Genomic DNA, 19,316 nt, shown 5'->3' with positions numbered 1-19,316 from the left:
GATGGATTTCTGTTTGATCGTGAGCAGATCAAGCCGAACCAGCAGGTGTTGAAAGGATTGGGCATCCATAACGGTACTCCTTGATGAGCACGCGTCTTGAGTTTAGACCTTGCAACAGTTAACGGGTACAGAGCCTTTTTTTAGGCTATGTACCAGTTATGTGTTGCAAGGGGTCAATAACCTCTTCCAGGCAAAGTTCTCGCTGAATGTGCTTTTAAAATTGATGCCCGAACGCCGCTGCGGTGTTGTTTGATAAATTGGTTTCGCCCTTACGGCGAGTCACTTCTTGCAGTCGCCCCAGAAGTAACCAAGAAGGCTTGCCCCTGCCATCCGGGTCTCGCTGCGCTCGACTTCCCTCACGCAATCATTGCTCCGTGGGCCCGCTGCGACGGGCCATCCATGGCCCAACACAGCTCTCGCGTCATCCTGCCGCTCAACCCACTGCGCAACGATTGCGTTCGGCCTGCTGAAAAGGGGCGTTTGTCCCGGCCCGACTAAATGGGTTTGGCGAAGCCGGGCGTTGGCTTTTGATTTGAAAAAGCTTGGACGTATCAAAATCCTGTCAAACGACTCGATCCAATAGTCCCGTCAGGAGGCCGAGCGCAGGTGTTGCGTAGAGGGGCGTTTGGCAGGATGCCAAACGAGGCATGTTGGGCCAGGGATGGCCCGTCTTGCCGACCCTCGGAGCGGCGCCGGAGCGAGGGGAGTTGAGCGCAGCGAAACCCGGATGTCGGGCGCGCTTTCTCTTTGGTTACTTTCTCTTTTGCGCGAGCCAACGTAGCGCAGCGAAGTAACAGCCGCAGGCTGGCCCGAAGGGCGAGCGCAGCGAGTCAAGAGAAAGTGACTCGCCGTAAGGGCGAAATCGGTAGTGGCCATGCCGCAATGTAGGCAAGTGGGGCGCTAAAAATTGGCGCAACACATTTTGCCTGCGGCTAAAACGGCAGTCACTGCGCCAGTTTCAGAGCCGAAAGCCCTCGGCGATATGCTCGGCCAGGGTTTCGGTGACCGGCGAATGGCTGCGAGGGTTGCGCAGCAGCACGATGCTGCAGCTCGGTAGTTCGGGTAGGCCTTCGGCTTCGCCGAGAATGCGCAGGTCCGGGGTGATCAGGCTGCTTAGTTGGGCGGTGACCGCCAGGCCCGCGCCGACCACGGCCATGATCGCCGACAGGCTGGGGCTGGTGTAGGCCACGCGGTAATCGCGGCCCATAGTATCCAGTGCGTTACAGGCCCAGGTCCGGCAGAAGCAATCGCTGTTGAACATCGCCAAGGGCATTGGGCTCTGTTCGCTTGGGCTGAAGCCGATGGCCTCGGCCCAGGCGAAACGCTCCTGACGCAGCAGTTGGCCAATCTCATCGCCGGGCTTGCGGGTGACAATCGACAGATCCAGGTCCTGGCGCTGCAGCAATTGTGCGGAGGATTCGCAATGCACTTCGACCTGCACCAGCGGGTAGCTCTGGGCGAAGCGCGAGAGAATGCCGGGCAGAAAACGCATGACGTAATCGTCCGGCGTGCCGATGCGCACTGAACCGACCATGTGCGGCTCGCGCAGGGTGCTGAGCACTTCGCTGTGCAGGTTGAGAATCCGCCTTGCATAACCCAGTAGCACCTGGCCTTCGGCAGTCAGGCGCAGTTGGCGGCCATCGCGCTGGAACAGGGCGCGTTGCACCACATCGTCTTCCAGGCGTTTCATCTGCATGCTGACCGCCGATTGGGTGCGGTTCAGGGCTTGCGCCGCGCGGGTAAAGCCACTCTGGTCGGCAATTGCGACAAAGGTACGCAGCAACTCGCTATCGATACTCGGGTAATTGGCCATTCATCAACTCACAAGATGCTAAACATAAGAAACATTCGTTGGATTGATCTTAAGCGCAATTAGACACTGGCGTCATCCACAAAAGGGGGACGCTAGGATGAACGGACAATGGGTTGTTACTGCTGCTCGGCGGCCACTCAAGAGTTGGTCAGTAATCATACTGCGGCAGTTGCGCCGCTGGGCTGAGTTGTCCCGCGAGCGCCGCCAGTTGGCGATGCTGAGCGATGGGGCGCTGAAGGATTTGGGCCTTAGTCGGGCGGATATTTATCAAGAAACTGAGCGGCTGTTCTGGCACGATCCGCTCAAGCGTTAAGTAGACCAGCTGCTGGGCTGGTGCCCGGCAGCACAGGCCAAGGAGGCAATAGCGATGCACTATCAGTTAGCCCAAGTAAACATTGCCAAGGCCAAAGCGCCGCTGGATCAACCGTTGATGCAAGGCTTCGTCGAGCAGCTGGAGCACATCAACGCATTGGCCGAGCGCAGCCCCGGTTTTATCTGGCGGCTGCAGGATGACAGCGGCGACGCCACCGCGATTCAGCTGTTTGATGACCCGCTGCTCATCGTCAACCTGTCAGTTTGGCAGTCGCTGGCGGCGCTCAAGGATTATGTCTACTCGGGTGAGCACCTGACTGTGCTGAGAAGCAAGCAGCACTGGTTCGATAAGCTGGCGGTTGCCAACCTGGCGCTGTGGTGGATTCCCGCCGGGCAACTGCCGACCCTGGCGGCGGCTAAACAGGCGTTGCAGTCTTTGCAAGAGCAGGGGGCGACGGGGCAGGCGTTTAGCTTCGCCCGGCCGTTTGCCGCGCCCAGTCTGTTGGCGGTGAGTGAGCTGGCGGTGCGCTAAGAATGGCCTTGGAGTGCCGATGGCATTTTTTGTAGCTGGTCGCGGATTTATCAGCGTGCGCAGGCTTGACTAAACTTGGTAACCAAGTTTATCTTTCGCCCCATGATCTCACTCAACGAATACTCCCATCAGCATGCCGCCGACGTTGCGCTGGAAGCGCTTTTCATCGCCATTTACGACGGTGTACTAGCACCGGGCGAGTCGCTGCCGTCGGAACGACTGTTGGCGGAGCGCTACGGCGTGTCGCGCATCATCGTGCGCCAGGCGGTGCACAAGCTGAAGGACGTTGGTCTGGTGGAGGTCCGCCAAGGCGGTGCGACCCGGGTGCTGGACCCGGCCAAAGCGGATGCGCGCGTGCTGGAGTTGCTGCTGCGCTACGGCTCACGCTTGCAGTCCGGGGCAGCCGAACAGCTGTTGCGCGACCTTCAGGAGTACCAGGAGCTGTATGCGGTGGGCCTGCTCGAAGCCGCCGCGCGACATGCCAGCACGCAGGAGCGCGAACGTCTGTTGGCGCTGTTGGAGGCTTGTCCGCAGGCGCCCAGCGAGGACCAGGCGCGGATGCTCGACCGGCAGTTCTGGCAGGCCATCGCAACGATGGGCAAGAACCGTATCTTGCAGATGGAAATGGCCCTGTGGCGGCGCTGGAGCGGTGCTGATATACCGCTGGATGATGAACCGGATGAGTTGCGCTGGTTCTACCACGCCCTGGCCAAGCAGCTGCATGCGTGCAAAGACCCGATACCCTTCTATCTGGCGACAGTCCGGACCCAAGCTTAAACCCAACGACGATCGCCGGACGCGGTCGTTTTTTTCACCTCCAGTAACTTGGTTACCAAGTGGAGAAAGCCATGCGTTATCGCCCCCTGCTCACCCTGTCACGCAGAAACCTGTTGTCCTTGACCGGCACCACGCTGCTCCTTGGCCTGACGCGTAGCGGCCAAGCCAACGAAAAAACCGCAACGCCGCTCGCCGAAGTAGACGTCGCCGTGATCGGCGCCGGTCTCTCCGGTTTGGTCGCCGCCCGCGCGTTGATGGCGGCCGGGCACAGTGTCGTGGTACTCGAAGCCCGCCGCCGAGTCGGCGGCCGCACCCTGAATCAGAGCGCCTACGGCGGCTGGCCAGTGGACGGCGGCGCGCAATGGGTGGGCGGCAGTCAGACGGCGGTCATGGGCCTGGCGGAGGAGCTGGGTATCGCCCTGATTGCACAAGAGTACGACGGCGAAATGGCGGCCCTGATCGGTGGCGAGCGCTACACCTTCGCCACTGACACAGCGCCTGGCGCAGCGACCCTCGCGCTGCAGCGCGAACTGGAACGGCTCGCCCAGGACGTACCGCTGGACGCCCCTTGGAATGCCAGCGAGGCCAAGACGTTGGATGCCATGAGCGTGCAGGATTGGCTAGCCCGGCAGACTACCGACGCCGAAGCGTTGGAGGCCGTAGCCAGCACCCTCGCCAGCACCCTCAGCGCCCGCCCGGAAGAGGTTTCGTTGTTGTGGTTTCTCTTCTATTTGCATTCGGCCGGCGGGTTCGTCGCGCTCGACAGCGAGGCGCAGCAATATCGCCTGGAAGGCGGCGCGCAGTCGCTCTCCCAGGGGCTCGCCAAGCAGCTCGGTGCACGTGTTCTGCTGGGCTTGCCAGTCGAGCGTATCAGCGGGATCGATAGCCCCCAGGTTCGCCTCCATACCGAAGCCGGGGTGATTCGCGCTCGCCGGACGATCCTGGCGATGATGCCGGCCGACGCCGCGCGCATTCGCTTTTCACCGGCCCTGCCACAGGCCCGCCGCACATTGCAGAAGGGCTGGGGGGCGAGCAGCGGCATGAAGGTGCATGTGGTCTACCGCCAACCCTTCTGGCGCGAACAAGGGCTGTCGGGGCTCGGACTCATCGACTCGGGTCTGGTGCAGTTCACCTTCGACAGCACGCCGCCCGACCAAAGCAGCGGCATCCTGCTCGCCTTCGTCGACCCTCGGCTGGCACGCACCAGCGCCACCCGGCGCCGCGCCAGGGTGCTCGACGAATTGGCGCGCCTGTTCGGTGAGCAAGCCCGCCAACCGCTGGCCTACGTGGAGCAGGACTGGTCGCGGGACAGCTGGACCGCCGGCTGCGTATCTCCGCAGCCGCCGGGCCTGCTGAGCCGCTATGGCCACAGCCTGCGCGAGCCGGTGGGGCGCTTGCATTGGGCGGGGAGCGAAACCTCGGATATTTGGTGCGGCTATCTCGAAGGCGCCGTGCGGGCAGGCCTGCGAGCGGCGCAAGAAGTCGCTTCAACTCTCACCTGAAGCGAGCAGCGCCGCCGCACTTTCCCGCTGGTCCAACCAGCCAGTCAGCGGCGAACCTGTTTCAGCGTCTCGGCAATCAAGAACGCCAGTTCCAGCGACTGATCGGCGTTCATCCGTGGGTCGCAGTGGGTGTGGTAGCGGTCGGCCAGGCCGGCTTCGCTGATCGGTCGGGCGCCGCCGATGCATTCGGTGACGTTCTGCCCGGTCATCTCGATATGAATACCACCGGCGTAGCTGCCCTCGGCCTGGTGCACGGCGAAGAACTGCTTCACCTCGGCAAGAATCTGCGCAAAGTCGCGGGTCTTGTAACCGCTTGAGGCCTTGATGGTGTTGCCGTGCATCGGGTCGCAGCTCCACAGCACCTGGCGGCCTTCGCCTTGCACCGTCTGGATCAGCCGTGGCAGGCCGGCTTCGACCTTGCCCGCGCCCATCCGCACGATCAGATTGAGGCGGCCGGGGTCGTTGTCTGGGTTGAGGATGTCGATCAGGCGGATCAGTTCTTCGCTGGTCATGCTCGGGCCGACTTTGACCCCGATTGGGTTGCCGACGCCGCGCAGGAACTCGACGTGGGCGCCGTCCAGCTGACGGGTGCGGTCGCCGATCCAGAGCATGTGCGCCGAGCAATCGTAGTAGCCGCCGGTGAGGCTGTCTTTACGCACGAAGGCTTGTTCGTAGTTGAGCAGCAGGGCTTCGTGGGCGGTGAAGAAGCTGGTCTCACGCAGTTGCGGCGAGGCGTCCATGCCGCAGGCGCGCATAAAGGCCAGGGTTTCGTCGATGCGGTTGGCCAGTTGGCTGTACTTCTCGCCCAGCGCCGAATTGGCGATAAAGTCCAGGTTCCACTGGTGTACCTGGTGCAAGTCGGCAAAACCGCCCTGGGCAAAGGCCCGCAGCAGGTTCAGCGACGCGGTGGACTGGTGATAGGCCTGCAGCAGGCGCTCGGGGTCGGGCACGCGGCTGGCGGAGTTGAAGTCGATACCGTTGACGATGTCGCCGCGGTAGGCGGGCAGGGTCACGCCGTCGATGGTTTCGTCATTGGCCGAACGTGGCTTGGCGAACTGGCCGGCCATGCGCCCGACTTTCACCACCGGGCAGCCGGCGGCAAAGGTCATGACAATCGCCATCTGCAGCAGCACCTTGAAGGTGTCGCGAATTTTCAGGGTGGAAAACTCGGCAAAGCTCTCGGCGCAATCGCCGCCCTGCAGCAAAAACGCGCGGCCCTGGGTGACCTCGGCAAACTGGCGGCGCAACTCGCGGGCTTCCCCGGCAAATACCAGCGGCGGATAGCTGGCGAGTTTTTGCTCGACTTCCAGCAGGTGCGCGGCATTCGGGTAGATGGGTTGTTGCTGGATAGGTTTGGCTCTCCAGCTGGCGGGGCTCCAGGCGTGCGACATCAGGGTTCTCGGTAATTTAAGAGGATCAGGCGGGCATGGTAACCGATGAAGGGGGTGGTTCAAGCCAATCGCGGCCGGCTAACCAGTGCGCCGGCTGGATTTAGCGCGTGACCGGGGCGGCGGTATTCCGGGACAATCGGCGTTTTAGTATTGATGCGCGGGTCGGACAGTTAATGCAGAAGGGGGAGTTGGAAGAGTTGCAGGTGATCGCCGAAGTGGCCGATGCGTTCGGGGTTATTCGCGTGGTCGAAATGGGCTGCTATCGCTTCTTGGAGTTTGGCGACTCGATCGAGCAGAGCTGCGTGTTTAATGGCGACCCCAGTTGGCTGGAGTACGACTACACCCGCGCCATGCTGCTGGGTGCGCTCTGCCATGCGGCGCCTGAGAGCGCGCTGTTTCTGGGGCTGGGGGCGGGCAATCTGACCCAGGCCTGCCTGAAGTACCTGCCGCTGGACGATGTCGAGGTGATCGAACTGCGCCCCGAGGTGCCGCGTCTGGCCATGGAGTATTTGGGCTTGGCCGATGATTCGCGGCTGACCATCCGTATTGGTGATGCCCTGGATTTACTCGACAGCGCGGAAAACGCCGACCTGATATTTCTCGATCTCTATACCGACACCGGCCCGGGCGTTGGCCATCTGGCCTGGAAGTTTCTCGATAACTGCCAAAAGAAACTCAATCCGGGCGGTTGGTTGATTATTAATCAGTGGGCCGCCAGTGACGGCAAGCCACTCGGCGCCGCGCTGCTGCGCGGGCTCTATCACCGGCACTATTGGGAAGTGCCGGTGAAGGAGGGCAATGTGGTGTTGATCATTCCAGCCGACCTGGAGCAGCAGCTGGATGTGCCGCAGTTGCAGGCGCAAGACCTGCGCCTGGCGCCGCTACTGGGTTACTCGCTGGCGTCCTTGCTAGCGGCGGTGCGGCCGGCCTCGTAACGCGGTTAGCAGGCCGTTGAAAAGACTCTGTCCCAGTTATGTGTTGAAGCGTGCGGGTCGGTTAGGCGATGCCTGGTGCGCGGTAATTCGTAGGGTGGGTTAGGCGCATGACCACGGGCTATCGGCTGATGCTTAGTCAGCTGCGCCGTAACCCACCAGAGGGAGCCCCCCGATCACCGCTTGGTGGGTTACGTGGCGCACACATTGCGCAGTTGATTTTCAAACCTTGTCCTGCGCCACTAACCCACCCTACCTCCTGCATCCATGCAGTCGTGCGCTTTAGCCTTTTTTGCCTGCGACCCACATGGATGTGGGAAATGCAGCTAGCCCGTTCGGCGCGGGCGTTGCACTAGCTTTCGCTCGCTACATTTTTCAACGGCCTGCTAGTTGCCGGTGAACTTGCCGGGGCGACGTTCGAGCATCGCCTGCACGCCTTCTTTGGCGTCATGGCTGTGCATCAGGCTGCGCATGGTCACTGGCAAGTTGGCGGCGGCGGCATCTGCGCCCTCGCGCACCGTTTGCCGGGCCGAGGCGAGCGTGGCCTGCACACCGAGCGGCGCCTGGGCGGCAATCCGCTCGGCCAGTTGCAGGGCGCGCGGTAGCAAGTCTTCACTGGCCACCACTTGCTGTACCAGTCCCAGGCGATAGGCTTCGTGGGCGTCGAACTCATCTCCGGTTAGCAGCCAGCGCATGGCATTGCCCCAGCCGGCGGTTTGATACATGCGTAGGGTGGCGCCGCCGAACGGGAAGATGCCGCGTTGCACCTCCATCTGAGCAAAGCGGGTGTTACTGGCGCACAGGTTAATGTCCGAGGCCAGCATCAACTCGATGCCGATGGTCAGGCAGTAGCCTTGCGCCGCCACTATCACCGGTTTGCTCACCCGTGGGCCGCCAAACACCCCCCAGGGGTCGCAACCCCCTGTCGGCACTTGCCAGCCGGCAGCCAGTACCGGGCCGATGTTGGCCAGGTCCAGGCCTGCGGTGAAGTGTTCGCCATGGGCAAATACCAGCGCCACCCGGGCCTCGCTGTTACGTTCAAACTCGCCATAGGCAAGGCATAGGTCATTGAGCAGGTCGAGGTCGAAGGCGTTGCGCTTGGCGCGGCGATCGAGGCCGAGCAGCAGAATGTGCCCGCGTAGTTCGCGGCTAACACGGCTGTTTGAGCTTTGCGTCATGGCTAAAATCCTTGCGTGGGAGGGGCGCCAAACGGGTATAGCGTGGGCGTCATGGGTTGTTCAAGTGATTTCAGCGCAGAGCTGACCGACCACTCAGCGGATCCGGCTAAATGGGTAGAAAATACCCACCTATAGATTGGATTCTCGGGTATAGTGCGCGCCGGCCTTTTGCGGGGCCGTGTTCAGGTAGTGCAATTTCACCGAGGTTAAACCCCGGCTGCATGTCCGCCTAGCGGGCTCTACTTGACGATTCATTCATCAATACGTTTTCGCAAATCCCCGCCGACAAAGCTGCCAGGGTTACCTTCGGGTCTTACAGGGCATGTGCTGCTTTGAAACATGGGTCTTTGCGGATGCACTAGAGGCAGACCCATGACCCAAGTAATCGGCGGCTTCGCCGCACTCGAACTACATCCAAATATTCTTGCCGCTGTAATCGCGACTGGCTACGAAGAGCCTTCGGCGATTCAAACCTTGTCGATTCCGGTGATTCTGGCTGGCCACGACATGATCGGCCAAGCGCAAACCGGTACCGGCAAAACCGCCGCGTTCGCGTTGCCAATTCTCAGCCGCATCGACCCGGCCAAGCGTCAGCCACAAGCGCTGATCCTGGCGCCAACTCGCGAGTTGGCCCTGCAGGTTGCCAGCGCCTTTGAAACCTACGCCAAGCAAATGCCGGGTGTTAGCGTTATCGCCGTTTACGGCGGCGCGCCTATGGGCCCGCAACTGAAGGCTATCCGCAACGGCGCACAGATCATAGTTGCGACCCCAGGTCGTTTGGTTGACCACTTGCGCCGCGACGAGAAAGTTCTGTCGACTGTGTGCCACTTGGTCCTCGACGAAGCCGACGAAATGCTCAAGCTGGGCTTTATGGACGACCTTGAAGTGATCTTCAAAGGCCTGCCAGCCGAGCGTCAGACCGTATTGTTCTCGGCCACCTTACCGCACTCGATCCGCTCTATCGCTGAAAAGCACTTGCGCGATCCTAAGCACGTTAAGGTTGAGACCAAGACCCAAACCGTTACCGCGATTGAGCAGGCCCACTTGTTGGTGCACGCCGATCAAAAGGTTTCGGCTGTACTGCGTTTGCTCGAAGTTGAAGAATTCGACGCGCTGATCGCCTTCGTGCGTACCAAACAAGCCACTCTGGATCTGGCCGCCGCGCTGGAAGCCAAAGGCTACAAGGCTGCTGCCCTGAACGGTGACATCGCCCAGAACCAACGTGAGCGCGTTATCGAATCGCTGAAAGATGGCCGTCTGGACATCGTAGTGGCGACCGACGTTGCTGCCCGTGGCCTCGACGTGCCGCGCATCACTCACGTGATGAACGTTGACATGCCATACGATCCAGAGTCCTACGTGCACCGTATCGGTCGTACCGGCCGTGCTGGTCGTACTGGTCGTGCGCTGTTGTTGGTAACGCCGCGTGAGCGTCGCATGCTGCAGGTAATTGAGCGTGTAACCGGCCAGAAGGTTGCTGAAGTACGTCTGCCGGACGCTGCTGCAGTACTGACCGCACGCATCAAGAAGCTGACTAACGCTTTGGCGCCGCTGGTTGGTGATGCTGAAACCACTCACGGCGAGTTGCTTGATCGCTTGACCGCTGACATCGGCTGCACCCCGCGTGCACTGGCTGCTGCTTTGTTGCGCAAAGCCACCAACGGTCAAGCCTTGACCCTGGCTGAAGTTGAGCGTGAGCAGCCGTTAGTGCCGAACGGCGGCGCGCCACGTGGCGAACGCAGCGAGCGTCCTGAGCGTAGCGGTGAGCGCAGTGAGCGTTCCGAGCGTGGCGAACCGCGTGAGCGTCGTGCTCCGGTGCCATTGGCCGACGGTCGTGCGCGTTGCCGCACTGCCTTGGGTCTGCGTGACGGTATCGCCGCCAAGAACCTGCTGGGCGCCATCCTCAACGAAGGCGGCTTGGTTCGCGAAGCCATCGGTCGCATCCAGGTGCGTGAGAGCTTCAGCTTGGTCGAGCTGCCAGAAGACGGTCTCGAGCGCTTGCTGACCAAGCTGAAGGACACTCGCGTTGCCGGTAAGCAGTTGAAGTTGCGTCGTTATCGCGAAGATTGATCGGTAGTTTCTACTGATTAAACCGAGCCCCGCCTAGTGCGGGGCTTTTGCGTTATGCGGGTTGGTAAATGGCCCTGTCCCAGTTGCGTGTTGTAGACAGGCCGTAGGATGCGGTTGAGCGCAGCGATACCCATCACCGCGAGCTAAGCGTTGCACTTATTCCATGAATTCAGGCCGGCTGTTGCGTGCGGGGATGGCTGGACTGATTACCGCTGGATGATTGATGGGTATCGCTAAGCTCAACCCATCCTACAAAAGCTGCGACCGGCGCAACACATGGCGGGTACACAGCCTTATAAATGCTGGCTGGATTTAGTCGAAGCGGTAGATGTCCATGCCGAGGGCGCCGAGGGTGAAGCCCTGGTGGACCAGACTGAAGTGCTGGCCGGCGCCTTGGGCGAAAAACAGCGGCAGCAGGTGTTCGGCGCTCGGGTGGTTGCGCCGCGCCTGCGGGGCCTGGCGCAGATAGTCGTGCAGCGCTGCCGCATCGCCGCGTTCAAGCTGCTCGACCACCCAATCGCGAAAGGCTTTGGCCCAAGACGTGACCGCCTCGGGGCCGGCTTGCCAATCCAGCTCGCCAAGGTTGTGGGTGATGCTGCCGGAGCCGATCAGCAGTACGCCTTGTTCGCGCAAACCGGCCAGCGCCTGGCCGATCCGAGTTTGCATGGCCGGGCCACGCTGGCTGGGCAGCGACAGCTGCACCACGGGTATATCGGCCTGGGGATACATCAGCGACAGCGGCACCCAGGCGCCGTGATCCAGTGGGCGCTCGGTGTCGAGTTGTGCGGTGAGTCCGCCATCCTTGAGTAGCGCAACCACCTGGGCGGCCAGTTCCGGCTGGCCGGGCGCTGGGTATTGGATTTGATAGAGTGGCTGCGGGAAACCCTGGAAATCGTGCCAGGTGCTGGGCTGGGCGGCGCTGCTGACCCGTAGATCCTGAGTCTCCCAGTGCGCCGAGACCACTAAGATGGCCTTGGGTCTGGGCAGGTCGGCGGCCAGTTGAGCTAAGGCTGGGCCGCTGGCGCCGGGTTCGAGGGCGAGCATGGGTGAGCCGTGGGAGATGAAAATACTGGGTAACATGGGCGACTCCTGATAGACAATAAGGCCATCTTCGGCGCTGGACATATCGAGATCCAGTATAAATTCTTGCGCTATTTGATCAGTTTATTGAGGGTTTTATGCACCAAGACTTTTGGCAGCAGCGCTGGGCGCGTAACGAAATTGGCTTTCACTTGAGTGAAGTGAATCCGTATTTACAACGGTTTTGGCCGGCGCTGAATGTCGCGCCGGGCACGCAGGTGCTGGTGCCTTTGTGCGGTAAATCCCTGGATATGCTTTGGCTGGCCGAGCAGGGTTATCGCGTGCTCGGCGTTGAGCTGGCGCAGGCGGCGGTGGAGGCGTTTTTCAGTGAGCAGGATCTGGCTGCTGAAATCGATCAGGTGGGTGAGTTTCGCCGCTATCGCTCAGGCGCTATTGAGGTGCTCTGCGGCGATTTTTTTAGCCTGACCGCGGCTGACCTGCTCGAGTGTCGGGCGCTCTATGATCGCGCCGCGTTGATCGCCTTGCCGGCGCCGCTGCGTGAGCGCTATGCCGCGCATCTGGCTTCGATCTTGCCGTCAGGTTGTGGGGGCTTGCTGGTGGTCCTGGATTACCCGCAGGAACAAATGCCCGGACCGCCTTTTGCCGTTGGCGAGGTCGAGGTGCAGCGCCTGCTGGCAGCACCGCAATGGTCGGTGCAAGTGCTTGAGGCGCGCGATGTACTGGGTGAGAACTGGCGGTTTTTGCAGCGTGGCTTGAGTCAGCTGAGCGAGCGGGTCTATCGGTTGCAGCGCGGTTAATTGCGGGCACAAAAAAGGGCGACTCGCATCGCCCTCATTGATCTGTGTCGGAACCCTTAGCCGCGTTGACGCAGCGCTTCGATGCGGTCTTCCAGCGGCGGGTGGGTCATCAGCAGGCCGGCCAGGCCATGCTTGAGACCACCGTTGATGCCGAAAGCCATCAGGCTCGACGGCATGGTCACCGGTACTTCCTGCTCGGCGCGCAGGCGTTGCAGGGCGGCGATCATGGCGCCGGTGCCGGCCAGGTTGGCGCCGGCTTCGTCGGCACGGAATTCGCGTTTACGCGAGAACCACATGACGATGATGCTGGCCAGGATGCCCAGTACCAGTTCGGCGAAGATGGTGGCGACGAAATAGCCGATGCCTTGGCCTTCTTCGTTTTTCAGGATCACCTTGTCGACGAAGTTGCCGAAGATCCGCGCAAAGAACATCACAAAGGTGTTCACCACGCCCTGGATCAGCGCCAGGGTGATCATGTCGCCGTTGGCCACATGGCCGATTTCGTGGGCCAGTACGGCGCGCACTTCATCGGGCGAAAAACGCTCCAGCAAACCCTGGCTGACCGCCACCAATGCGTCGTTTTTGTTCCAGCCAGTGGCGAAGGCGTTGGATTCGTAAGCTGGGAAAATCCCCACTTCCGGCATCTTGATCCCGGCGGCGCGGGACAGTTCTTCCACTGTTTGCATCAGCCATTGTTCGTGGCGGGTGCGCGGCTGGGTGATGATTTGCGTGCCGGTGCTCATCTTCGCCATCCACTTGGAGATGAGCAGCGAGACCAGTGAGCCAGCAAAACCGAATACCGCACAGAAGGCCAGCAAGCTGCCGTAGTTTTGCCCGGTGTAACGGTCCACTCCCAGCAATTTGAGGGTAATGCTGGCGATCAGCAGAACCGCCAGGTTGGTGGCTAGGAACAGAAAAATGCGCTTCATGGTTGGAACAAACTCCTGGGGGTGAATAGTCCGCGCGCTGACCGTGCATAAAGCCTTGGCTTGGCGCGTTTATAGATGGGTATATAAGGCTGCAGCCCCTGCGGATTCAAGCCGGGGACTATTTCAAACTGTGTCGTTTGCATCGCTCTGGCCAGTCAGGCCGCTGACGAACAGGTGCTGGGTTAGCAACGCCACGCGCTCGCTTTGATGACTGCCCAGCGCCTCGCGCAGTTGATAGGCCAGGGTTGCCTGTACCCGAAGGATGCTGGGGGTTAATTGCCGATCGGGATTATTCAGCGGCAAGGCGCGGGTCAAGCGCAGAAAGCCTTTTTCACTGAGCACCGCCTGATCGAGCGCATCAAACTGAATGCACGAGTCAAAGCGCAGATAGCCTTCCTCGGCCAGCCACAGTAGGGCGCCCAGGCAGTTTTGATGGCGCTGGCTGGGCAGGCCAAAATCATCCGGCTCCTCGCGACCGATCAGGTCTTCGACATACAGGGCAACTTTGCGCGGGAACGCCTGATAGAGCAGCAACATGGCGGCGGCCGCGTCCTTGTAGAACTCGTCGATCTGCAGGTCCATGGCGCGCGGTTATTGGCTGTAGGTCTTGAGGAAATTGCCGATCCGGCCGATGGCGGTGGACAGTTCATCCACGCGGGGCAGGGTAACCACCCGGAAGTGATCCGGCCACGGCCAATTAAACGCCGTGCCCTGCACGATCAGCAGCTTCTCGGAAAGCAGCAGATCGAGGACAAATTTTTCGTCGTTGTGGATCGGATAGACCTTGGGGTCGATCTTCGGGAAGGCGTAGAGCGCGCCCATCGGCTTGACGCAGCTGACGCCGGGGATGCTGTTGAGCAGCTCCCAGGTGCGGTTGCGTTGCTCCAGCAGGCGGCCGTTCGGCAGTACCAGGTCATTGATGCTCTGGTAGCCGCCCAGCGCGGTTTGAATCGCGTGTTGGCTCGGCACGTTGGCGCACAGGCGCATGTTGGCCAGGATATCCAGGCCTTCGATATAGCTCTGGGCCTTGTGCTTGGGGCCGGACAGCGCCACCCAGCCGGAGCGAAAACCCGCCACGCGGTAGGATTTTGACAGGCCGTTGAAGGTCAGGCAGAACACGTCCGGCGCCAAGGATGCGGTGCAGATATGCACGGCATCGTCGTAAAGAATCTTGTCGTAGATCTCGTCGGAGAACACCACCAGATTGTGCTGGCGGGCCAGCTCGAGCATGTCGAGCAGCACTTCTTTGGAGTACACCGCGCCCGTTGGGTTGTTCGGGTTGATGATCACCAAGGCCTTGGTGTTGGGGGTGATCTTGGCCTTGATGTCGGCAATATCCGGCCACCAATTGGCCTGCTCGTCGCACAGGTAATGCACCGATGTGCCGCCGGCCAGGGCTGCGGCGGCGGTCCAGAGCGGGTAGTCGGGCGCGGGAATCAACACCTCGTCGCCATTATTGAGCAGCGCCTGCATGGCCATCACAATCAGCTCGGAAACGCCGTTGCCGAGGTAGATGTCCTCGATGCCTACGCCTTCCACCTGTTTTTGCTGGTAGTACTGCATCACCGCTTTGCGCGCGCTGAACAGGCCTTTGGAGTCGCTGTAGCCTTGGGCGGTGTGCAGGTTGCGGATCATGTCCTGGAGGATTTCCTCCGGCGCCTCGAAGCCAAACGGCGCCGGGTTGCCAATGTTCAGCTTGAGGATGCGATGGCCTTCCTCTTCCAAGCGCTTGGCATGCTTGAGCACTGGGCCGCGAATGTCGTAGCACACGTTGGCAAGCTTGTTGGATTTGCTGAACTGCATCTAAATGATCCTGAAATGTAAGGAATCGGCGCACAAACTAGCGGCAACACAGACTGTATGAAAACGTAACGAGCGAAGGTTAGGCAAGGCAAAAACAGGCAAGGACGCGGAGTTTACGAGTTGTAAATGAGCAGTCCGAGCCTGTTTTTAACGCCGCATAACCGAGCGCAGTAGTTTTCACACAGTCTGAACAGTGGCTTTAGGCCGTCTTGGCAGGCTGTGGCGCGGGTGACAGACTGGGGGCGAATGATACGTTCGGCCTGTTCGTGGCGAAAGGTACTGCGCGGGCTTTTTTCAGTTTTGGAGGTGTGCAGATGGATAAGCTTGAGAAGTCCCTAGAGGCCTGGCGCGAGCAGTTAACCCCGGAGCAGTTTCGTGTCTGCCGGCAAAAAGGCACGGAGCGGCCCTTTAGTGGCGAGTATTACGCCAGCACTGCGCCGGGCAGTTATCTGTGCACCTGCTGCGGCGCCGCGCTGTTTACGGCCGAGAGCAAGTTTGATGCCGGCTGCGGCTGGCCGAGTTATTTTCAGCCGGCCCAGGCCGAAGCGGTGGTCAATCGGGTCGATAGTAGTCACGGCATGCAGCGTACCGAAGTGCTTTGCGCCAAGTGCGATGCGCACCTTGGCCATGTGTTCAATGACGGTCCGGCACCGACCGGCTTGCGTTACTGCATTAATTCGGTGGCGCTAAAGCATAAGGCCTAGCACCCGTTAGTTACCGGATTCAGTTGTTTGGGGGTTTTTCGGGCTTATTAGATTGCGCACAATTCAATTGCTGGCTATCTTGTTCGGGTCTTCTTCTTTCCAGGACCTACCCCATGAGCACTGCACTTCTCGATATTCCTTGCACCACCATCAAAGGCGAGCAGAAAACCCTGGCCGATTTCGCCGGTAAGGCGGTGCTGGTGGTTAATACCGCCAGCAAATGTGGCTTCACGCCGCAATACAAGGGGCTGGAAACCCTCTGGAAAACCTATAAAGATCAAGGCCTGGTGGTGCTGGGCTTTCCGTGCAATCAGTTCGGCAAGCAGGAGCCGGGCAATGAAGGGGCTATCTCGGAATTTTGCGAGCTGAATTTCGGTGTCAGCTTCCCGCTGTTCAAAAAAGTTGATGTCAACGGCGCCGACGCCCACCCGTTGTTTGTACAGCTGAAGAAAACCGCCCCTGGGTTACTGGGCAGCCAGGGCATCAAATGGAACTTCACCAAGTTTCTGATCGGTAAAGACGGTCAGTTGGTTAAGCGCTTCGCGCCGACCACCAAGCCGGAAGACCTCAGCGCCGAGATTGAAGCTCTACTGCAATGAGCACCCAGGCGTTGCCGTCGTTAGCTGTGCCGCCCCTGGATTCGGCGCTGCAGCTGGATAACCAACTGTGCTTTAAGTTGTACGCGGCTTCGCGGGCGGTAATTCGCGCCTACCAGCCGATGCTCGCGCAGCTTGGCCTGACTTACCCGCAGTATTTGGCCATGTTGGTGCTCTGGGAGTGGCAAACCGCAGCGCCGCCGCAGCCTACGGTAAAAGCCCTGGGGGAGCGCTTGCTGCTGGATTCGGGCACGCTGACTCCGCTGCTTAAGCGCCTCGAGCTATTGGGCTTGGTGCAACGCCAGCGCGCCAGCCATGACGAGCGAGAAGTGCACTTGCGGCTGACGACTAGCGGGTTGGCGTTGCGTGCGCAGGTGCTGCCGCTGAAGGCGCAGTTGCTCTGTGACAGTGGCGCTTCGCTGGCTGAGTTGGAAGAGTTGCGCCAGCGTTTGGCAGGCTTGCTTGAGCGGCTTATGGCGTTGCCGTAACGACGCTTTTCAGGTTGCTCGGTAGCCACTGCTGCATCAGGCTGACCAGTTGCTCCATGCGAAAGGGTTTGGCCAGGTAGTCGCTCATGCCGGCGTCGATACAGTGCGCGCGCTCATCGAGCATGGCATTGGCGGTCAGGGCGATGATGGGCAAGTTTAGCCAGTCGGGGTTTTGCCTGATGCGCCGGCTGGCCTCATAACCGTCCATGACCGGCATATTGCAATCCATCAGCACCAGGTCGACAGGTTCTTGCGCTAGGCGTTCGAGCGCTTCGGCGCCATGGTTGGCCAGCAGCACACTGCAGCCCATTTTGCTGAGCATGCCTTTAGCCACCATTTGATTGACCGCATTGTCCTCAACCAACAGCACGCGCGGCGCTTGCTGGGTGGTCGGCTGGGCGCTTGCTGCGTGGGCGGTTGTCGTCGTTGGCTGCAGTGACTGCAGGTTTGCCTGTGACTGTGGCAGCAACAGCTGGTCGAGTGCTTGATGGAGCGCCTGTCGCGCGAGCGGGCGGGCCAGCTGCTGGAAGGGTGCCAGGGCGCTACTTTGCTCGGCGTTAAGGAAATTACCGTAGCGGCTGATCAGCAATAGCGGCGCCCCACAGGCTGCGCGCAGCTGGTTAAGCGGGGCGGGGTTGGTGCAGATCTGTAGGCTGGGGGCAAACGCTGCAACTGCTTGCAGGTCGTCAAAGCGCTGGTAGGTCAGGCCCCAGCTGGGTAACAGGGTGGCCAGTAGCTCAGCCAAACCGCTGGAGTCGTCCAGCAAGGCGGCAACCCGGCCTTGCAGCGCTGGCAGGCAGGCTGGACGGTCCTGGCTAAGCAGTGGTAGGTCAACATAAAACTGACTGCCTACGCCTTCGTGGGATACCAGGCTCAGGCGGCCCTGCATGGTTTCGCACAGCGTGCGCGCCAGCGCTAAGCCAAGGCCGCTGCCGCCGTACTGACGAGTAATGCCGGCGCCGGCCTGAATAAATGGCTGGAAAATCTTTGCTTGGGCCGCCTGAGCAATGCCAATGCCGGTGTCGCGGACGATTATCTGCACACCAATGGGGCTTTTATTGATGCGTAAATCGACGCGGCCGGTGTGGGTGAACTTAAGCGCGTTAGACAGCAAATTAAAGATGATTTGCCGAACCCGGGTTGGATCGCCAATAAAGGTCTCGGCCAATTGTGGATCGATCAGGCAGGTTAGCTCAACGTCATCCGCAGCATTTTGCGACAGCAGGCTGACCGTTTCTTCGGCCAGACTGGCCAAGTCGAAGGGGATTTTTTCCAGCTGCAATTGGCCAGCTTCGACTTTCGACAGGTCAAGAATGTCGTTCAGTAACTCCAGCAAAATAGTGCCGGACTCGCTGGCGATGGTCAGTTGTTGACGTTGCTCGTTGGCCATCGGCGCGTCGAGGGCCAGATCAAGCATGCCCAGCAGGCCATTAAGCGGTGTGCGAATTTCGTGACTCATGCTGGCCAGAAAGGCTGCGCGGGCTTGGGCCATTTGTACGGCATTGCTGCGTGATACTTCGAGTTCCTGGTTGGAGGCTGACAGCCTGGCATTGCTGGCTTTGAGTTCGGTGGTGCGGGTTTCGATGATGTTTTCCAGCTCGCCCAGGTATTGGGTGAGGCGCTCTTCGGCCTCGCGGCGGCGGTCGATTTCATTGGTGATATTGCTCAGTTGCGTGTTGGTGACCTCAACCAGCACACCAATTTCATCTTGTTCATGACCGCTGGGGCAGCTCAGTTTTTGTCGGATGGGGGCGCCGAGATCATGGGCGCTAATGGCGCGCACCACGCTCACCAGCGGCTTGGTCAGCATGAAGTAAAACAATACCAGCAAGATCAACGACAGTAGCAGGCTGCGTACAAAGCCGGTGCCAAGGGTGACCAATACGCGGTTGAGAAAGCGGCTGCCAAAGGCGTAGGTGTCGACCTCAAGGTTTAGCTGGCCGAGCGTCTCGCGCGAGCCACGATTGACGTACAGCGGCAAACTGAACGAACGCTCGCTACCAAACAGAAAATCGCTGATAAAACGAAAGCTGCTTTGCAAGCGTGGGCGACCCACGCTGGCCAGGCTTGAGCCGCTGTTGTCGAGGATTTCCGCTTGCATGATGCCCGGCGAGTTGAGCAGGCCAAGCACCAGTTCGTGGGCGAGTTCGGCGTCAATGTTGTAGGCGATGCGCGTGGCGGGGTTGCGACTGACCTCAAGCAGCGCATGAATCTCGTTGTTGATTGAGGCGTCTTCGGTGCGGTAGTCGAGGCCGACCTGCAGCAGGCTAAGCAAGGTCCCAAGAATAAACGCCACCAGCACTGTGAGGCTGGCCTGCTTGTACGACAGTCGGCGAGTGAGCGAAATATTCATGGGTGAGGGTGATGGCCTTTTGACTGTGCGCTAAGAGCATAGTCGATTCAGTCAGTGATCAGCCGTAGCCGTAGCCGCAGGTGCAGGTGCAGGTGCAG

Annotated in this window: 18 protein-coding genes; 10 read left to right on the top strand and 8 right to left on the bottom strand. The window is 60.4% G+C overall.

Annotated features, from left to right (window positions below; genetic code table 11):
- Positions 1-958 precede the first annotated feature (958 nt).
- Complete coding sequence (locus Q8R10_RS00610) at positions 959-1,813, bottom strand: LysR substrate-binding domain-containing protein (protein WP_305650056.1); 855 nt, start codon at positions 1,811-1,813, stop codon at positions 959-961.
- A gap of 97 nt (positions 1,814-1,910) precedes the next feature.
- Between Q8R10_RS00610 and Q8R10_RS00605 the strand changes: the two genes are divergently transcribed.
- From Q8R10_RS00605 to Q8R10_RS00590, 4 genes are all read left to right on the top strand, one after another.
- Complete coding sequence (locus Q8R10_RS00605; protein ID WP_305650055.1) at positions 1,911-2,126, top strand: DUF1127 domain-containing protein; 216 nt, start codon at positions 1,911-1,913, stop codon at positions 2,124-2,126.
- Positions 2,127-2,180: 54 nt separating this feature from the next.
- Positions 2,181-2,657 carry a DUF3291 domain-containing protein gene (locus Q8R10_RS00600; RefSeq protein WP_305650054.1) on the top strand — a complete coding sequence of 159 codons (477 nt, stop codon included), beginning with the start codon at positions 2,181-2,183 and terminating at the stop codon, positions 2,655-2,657.
- A gap of 102 nt (positions 2,658-2,759) precedes the next feature.
- Complete coding sequence (locus tag Q8R10_RS00595; RefSeq protein ID WP_305650052.1) at positions 2,760-3,434, top strand: FadR/GntR family transcriptional regulator; 675 nt, start codon at positions 2,760-2,762, stop codon at positions 3,432-3,434.
- 71 nt (positions 3,435-3,505) lie between these two features.
- A complete protein-coding gene (locus Q8R10_RS00590; RefSeq protein WP_305650050.1) occupies positions 3,506-4,936 on the top strand; it encodes an FAD-dependent oxidoreductase in 1,431 nt (476 codons plus the stop codon).
- A 44-nt stretch (positions 4,937-4,980) separates the two neighbouring features.
- On the opposite strand, the gene Q8R10_RS00585 is transcribed toward Q8R10_RS00590, so the two are convergent.
- Positions 4,981-6,327 carry a class II 3-deoxy-7-phosphoheptulonate synthase gene (locus Q8R10_RS00585; protein WP_305650048.1) on the bottom strand — a complete coding sequence of 449 codons (1,347 nt, stop codon included), beginning with the start codon at positions 6,325-6,327 and terminating at the stop codon, positions 4,981-4,983.
- A gap of 173 nt (positions 6,328-6,500) precedes the next feature.
- Between Q8R10_RS00585 and Q8R10_RS00580 the strand changes: the two genes are divergently transcribed.
- Positions 6,501-7,262 carry a spermidine synthase gene (locus Q8R10_RS00580; RefSeq protein WP_305650046.1) on the top strand — a complete coding sequence of 254 codons (762 nt, stop codon included), beginning with the start codon at positions 6,501-6,503 and terminating at the stop codon, positions 7,260-7,262.
- Positions 7,263-7,645: 383 nt separating this feature from the next.
- Here the strand turns inward: Q8R10_RS00580 and Q8R10_RS00575 are convergent, their stop codons facing one another.
- On the bottom strand, positions 7,646-8,437 hold the full coding sequence (locus Q8R10_RS00575; protein ID WP_305650044.1) for a crotonase/enoyl-CoA hydratase family protein: 792 nt from the start codon (positions 8,435-8,437) through the stop codon (positions 7,646-7,648).
- A 339-nt stretch (positions 8,438-8,776) separates the two neighbouring features.
- Here Q8R10_RS00575 and Q8R10_RS00570 point away from each other — a divergent pair, with 339 nt between their 5' ends.
- Positions 8,777-10,507, top strand: coding sequence for a DEAD/DEAH box helicase (locus Q8R10_RS00570; RefSeq protein ID WP_305650042.1), 1,731 nt, complete (start codon positions 8,777-8,779; stop codon positions 10,505-10,507).
- A gap of 312 nt (positions 10,508-10,819) precedes the next feature.
- On the opposite strand, the gene Q8R10_RS00565 is transcribed toward Q8R10_RS00570, so the two are convergent.
- On the bottom strand, positions 10,820-11,587 hold the full coding sequence (locus Q8R10_RS00565) for a class III extradiol ring-cleavage dioxygenase (protein ID WP_305650058.1): 768 nt from the start codon (positions 11,585-11,587) through the stop codon (positions 10,820-10,822).
- 98 nt (positions 11,588-11,685) lie between these two features.
- On the opposite strand from Q8R10_RS00565, the gene Q8R10_RS00560 reads away from it, so the two are divergent.
- The gene (locus Q8R10_RS00560) at positions 11,686-12,345 is read left to right on the top strand and encodes a thiopurine S-methyltransferase (protein WP_305650039.1); all 660 of its coding nucleotides are present in this window, start codon (positions 11,686-11,688) and stop codon (positions 12,343-12,345) included.
- A 56-nt stretch (positions 12,346-12,401) separates the two neighbouring features.
- On the opposite strand, the gene htpX is transcribed toward Q8R10_RS00560, so the two are convergent.
- From htpX to Q8R10_RS00545, 3 genes are all read right to left on the bottom strand, one after another.
- Positions 12,402-13,274: a protease HtpX gene (htpX, locus tag Q8R10_RS00555; protein WP_305650037.1), complete on the bottom strand. Its 873-nt coding sequence runs from the start codon at positions 13,272-13,274 to the stop codon at positions 12,402-12,404.
- 123 nt (positions 13,275-13,397) lie between these two features.
- Entirely contained in the window at positions 13,398-13,856 is a 459-nt protein-coding gene (locus Q8R10_RS00550; RefSeq protein ID WP_305650035.1) for a hypothetical protein, read from the bottom strand.
- Between the two features lie 9 nt (positions 13,857-13,865).
- Entirely contained in the window at positions 13,866-15,077 is a 1,212-nt protein-coding gene (locus Q8R10_RS00545) for a pyridoxal phosphate-dependent aminotransferase (RefSeq protein WP_305650033.1), read from the bottom strand.
- A gap of 314 nt (positions 15,078-15,391) precedes the next feature.
- Here Q8R10_RS00545 and msrB point away from each other — a divergent pair, with 314 nt between their 5' ends.
- From msrB to Q8R10_RS00530, 3 genes are all read left to right on the top strand, one after another.
- Positions 15,392-15,781 carry a peptide-methionine (R)-S-oxide reductase MsrB gene (msrB, locus tag Q8R10_RS00540; RefSeq protein ID WP_305650031.1) on the top strand — a complete coding sequence of 130 codons (390 nt, stop codon included), beginning with the start codon at positions 15,392-15,394 and terminating at the stop codon, positions 15,779-15,781.
- Between the two features lie 113 nt (positions 15,782-15,894).
- The gene (locus tag Q8R10_RS00535) at positions 15,895-16,380 is read left to right on the top strand and encodes a glutathione peroxidase (protein ID WP_305650029.1); all 486 of its coding nucleotides are present in this window, start codon (positions 15,895-15,897) and stop codon (positions 16,378-16,380) included.
- Entirely contained in the window at positions 16,377-16,865 is a 489-nt protein-coding gene (locus Q8R10_RS00530; RefSeq protein WP_305650028.1) for a MarR family winged helix-turn-helix transcriptional regulator, read from the top strand. The genes Q8R10_RS00535 and Q8R10_RS00530 overlap by 4 nt, the downstream gene beginning before the upstream one ends.
- Here Q8R10_RS00530 and Q8R10_RS00525 read toward each other — a convergent pair.
- A complete protein-coding gene (locus Q8R10_RS00525; RefSeq protein WP_305650027.1) occupies positions 16,849-19,218 on the bottom strand; it encodes a response regulator in 2,370 nt (789 codons plus the stop codon). The two genes, Q8R10_RS00530 and Q8R10_RS00525, sit on opposite strands and share 17 nt — an antisense overlap.
- Positions 19,219-19,316: the final 98 nt, after the last annotated feature.

The organism is Pseudomonas sp., from assembly GCF_030698175.1.
Taxonomy (GTDB): domain Bacteria; phylum Pseudomonadota; class Gammaproteobacteria; order Pseudomonadales; family Pseudomonadaceae; genus Aquipseudomonas.
Note: the sequence above shows the minus strand (reverse complement) of the source record. Positions and strands in the feature narration are given on the sequence as shown.

Excerpts from the sequence above, each read along its gene's own strand:
- Q8R10_RS00570 (WP_305650042.1), top strand. The coding sequence starts at position 8,777 with ATGGGTCTTTGCGGATGCACTAGAGGCAGACCCATGACCCAAGTAATC.
- Q8R10_RS00545 (WP_305650033.1), bottom strand. The coding sequence starts at position 15,077 with ATGCAGTTCAGCAAATCCAACAAGCTTGCCAACGTGTGCTACGACATT.
- Q8R10_RS00560 (WP_305650039.1), top strand. The coding sequence starts at position 11,686 with ATGCACCAAGACTTTTGGCAGCAGCGCTGGGCGCGTAACGAAATTGGC.
- Q8R10_RS00600 (WP_305650054.1), top strand. The coding sequence starts at position 2,181 with ATGCACTATCAGTTAGCCCAAGTAAACATTGCCAAGGCCAAAGCGCCG.
- Q8R10_RS00535 (WP_305650029.1), top strand. The coding sequence starts at position 15,895 with ATGAGCACTGCACTTCTCGATATTCCTTGCACCACCATCAAAGGCGAG.
- Q8R10_RS00550 (WP_305650035.1), bottom strand. The coding sequence starts at position 13,856 with ATGGACCTGCAGATCGACGAGTTCTACAAGGACGCGGCCGCCGCCATG.
- Q8R10_RS00595 (WP_305650052.1), top strand. The coding sequence starts at position 2,760 with ATGATCTCACTCAACGAATACTCCCATCAGCATGCCGCCGACGTTGCG.
- Q8R10_RS00580 (WP_305650046.1), top strand. The coding sequence starts at position 6,501 with ATGCAGAAGGGGGAGTTGGAAGAGTTGCAGGTGATCGCCGAAGTGGCC.
- Q8R10_RS00605 (WP_305650055.1), top strand. The coding sequence starts at position 1,911 with ATGAACGGACAATGGGTTGTTACTGCTGCTCGGCGGCCACTCAAGAGT.
- Q8R10_RS00565 (WP_305650058.1), bottom strand. The coding sequence starts at position 11,587 with ATGTTACCCAGTATTTTCATCTCCCACGGCTCACCCATGCTCGCCCTC.
- Q8R10_RS00610 (WP_305650056.1), bottom strand. The coding sequence starts at position 1,813 with ATGGCCAATTACCCGAGTATCGATAGCGAGTTGCTGCGTACCTTTGTC.
- msrB (WP_305650031.1), top strand. The coding sequence starts at position 15,392 with ATGGATAAGCTTGAGAAGTCCCTAGAGGCCTGGCGCGAGCAGTTAACC.
- Q8R10_RS00585 (WP_305650048.1), bottom strand. The coding sequence starts at position 6,327 with ATGTCGCACGCCTGGAGCCCCGCCAGCTGGAGAGCCAAACCTATCCAG.
- Q8R10_RS00525 (WP_305650027.1), bottom strand. The coding sequence starts at position 19,218 with ATGAATATTTCGCTCACTCGCCGACTGTCGTACAAGCAGGCCAGCCTC.
- Q8R10_RS00590 (WP_305650050.1), top strand. The coding sequence starts at position 3,506 with ATGCGTTATCGCCCCCTGCTCACCCTGTCACGCAGAAACCTGTTGTCC.
- Q8R10_RS00575 (WP_305650044.1), bottom strand. The coding sequence starts at position 8,437 with ATGACGCAAAGCTCAAACAGCCGTGTTAGCCGCGAACTACGCGGGCAC.
- htpX (WP_305650037.1), bottom strand. The coding sequence starts at position 13,274 with ATGAAGCGCATTTTTCTGTTCCTAGCCACCAACCTGGCGGTTCTGCTG.
- Q8R10_RS00530 (WP_305650028.1), top strand. The coding sequence starts at position 16,377 with ATGAGCACCCAGGCGTTGCCGTCGTTAGCTGTGCCGCCCCTGGATTCG.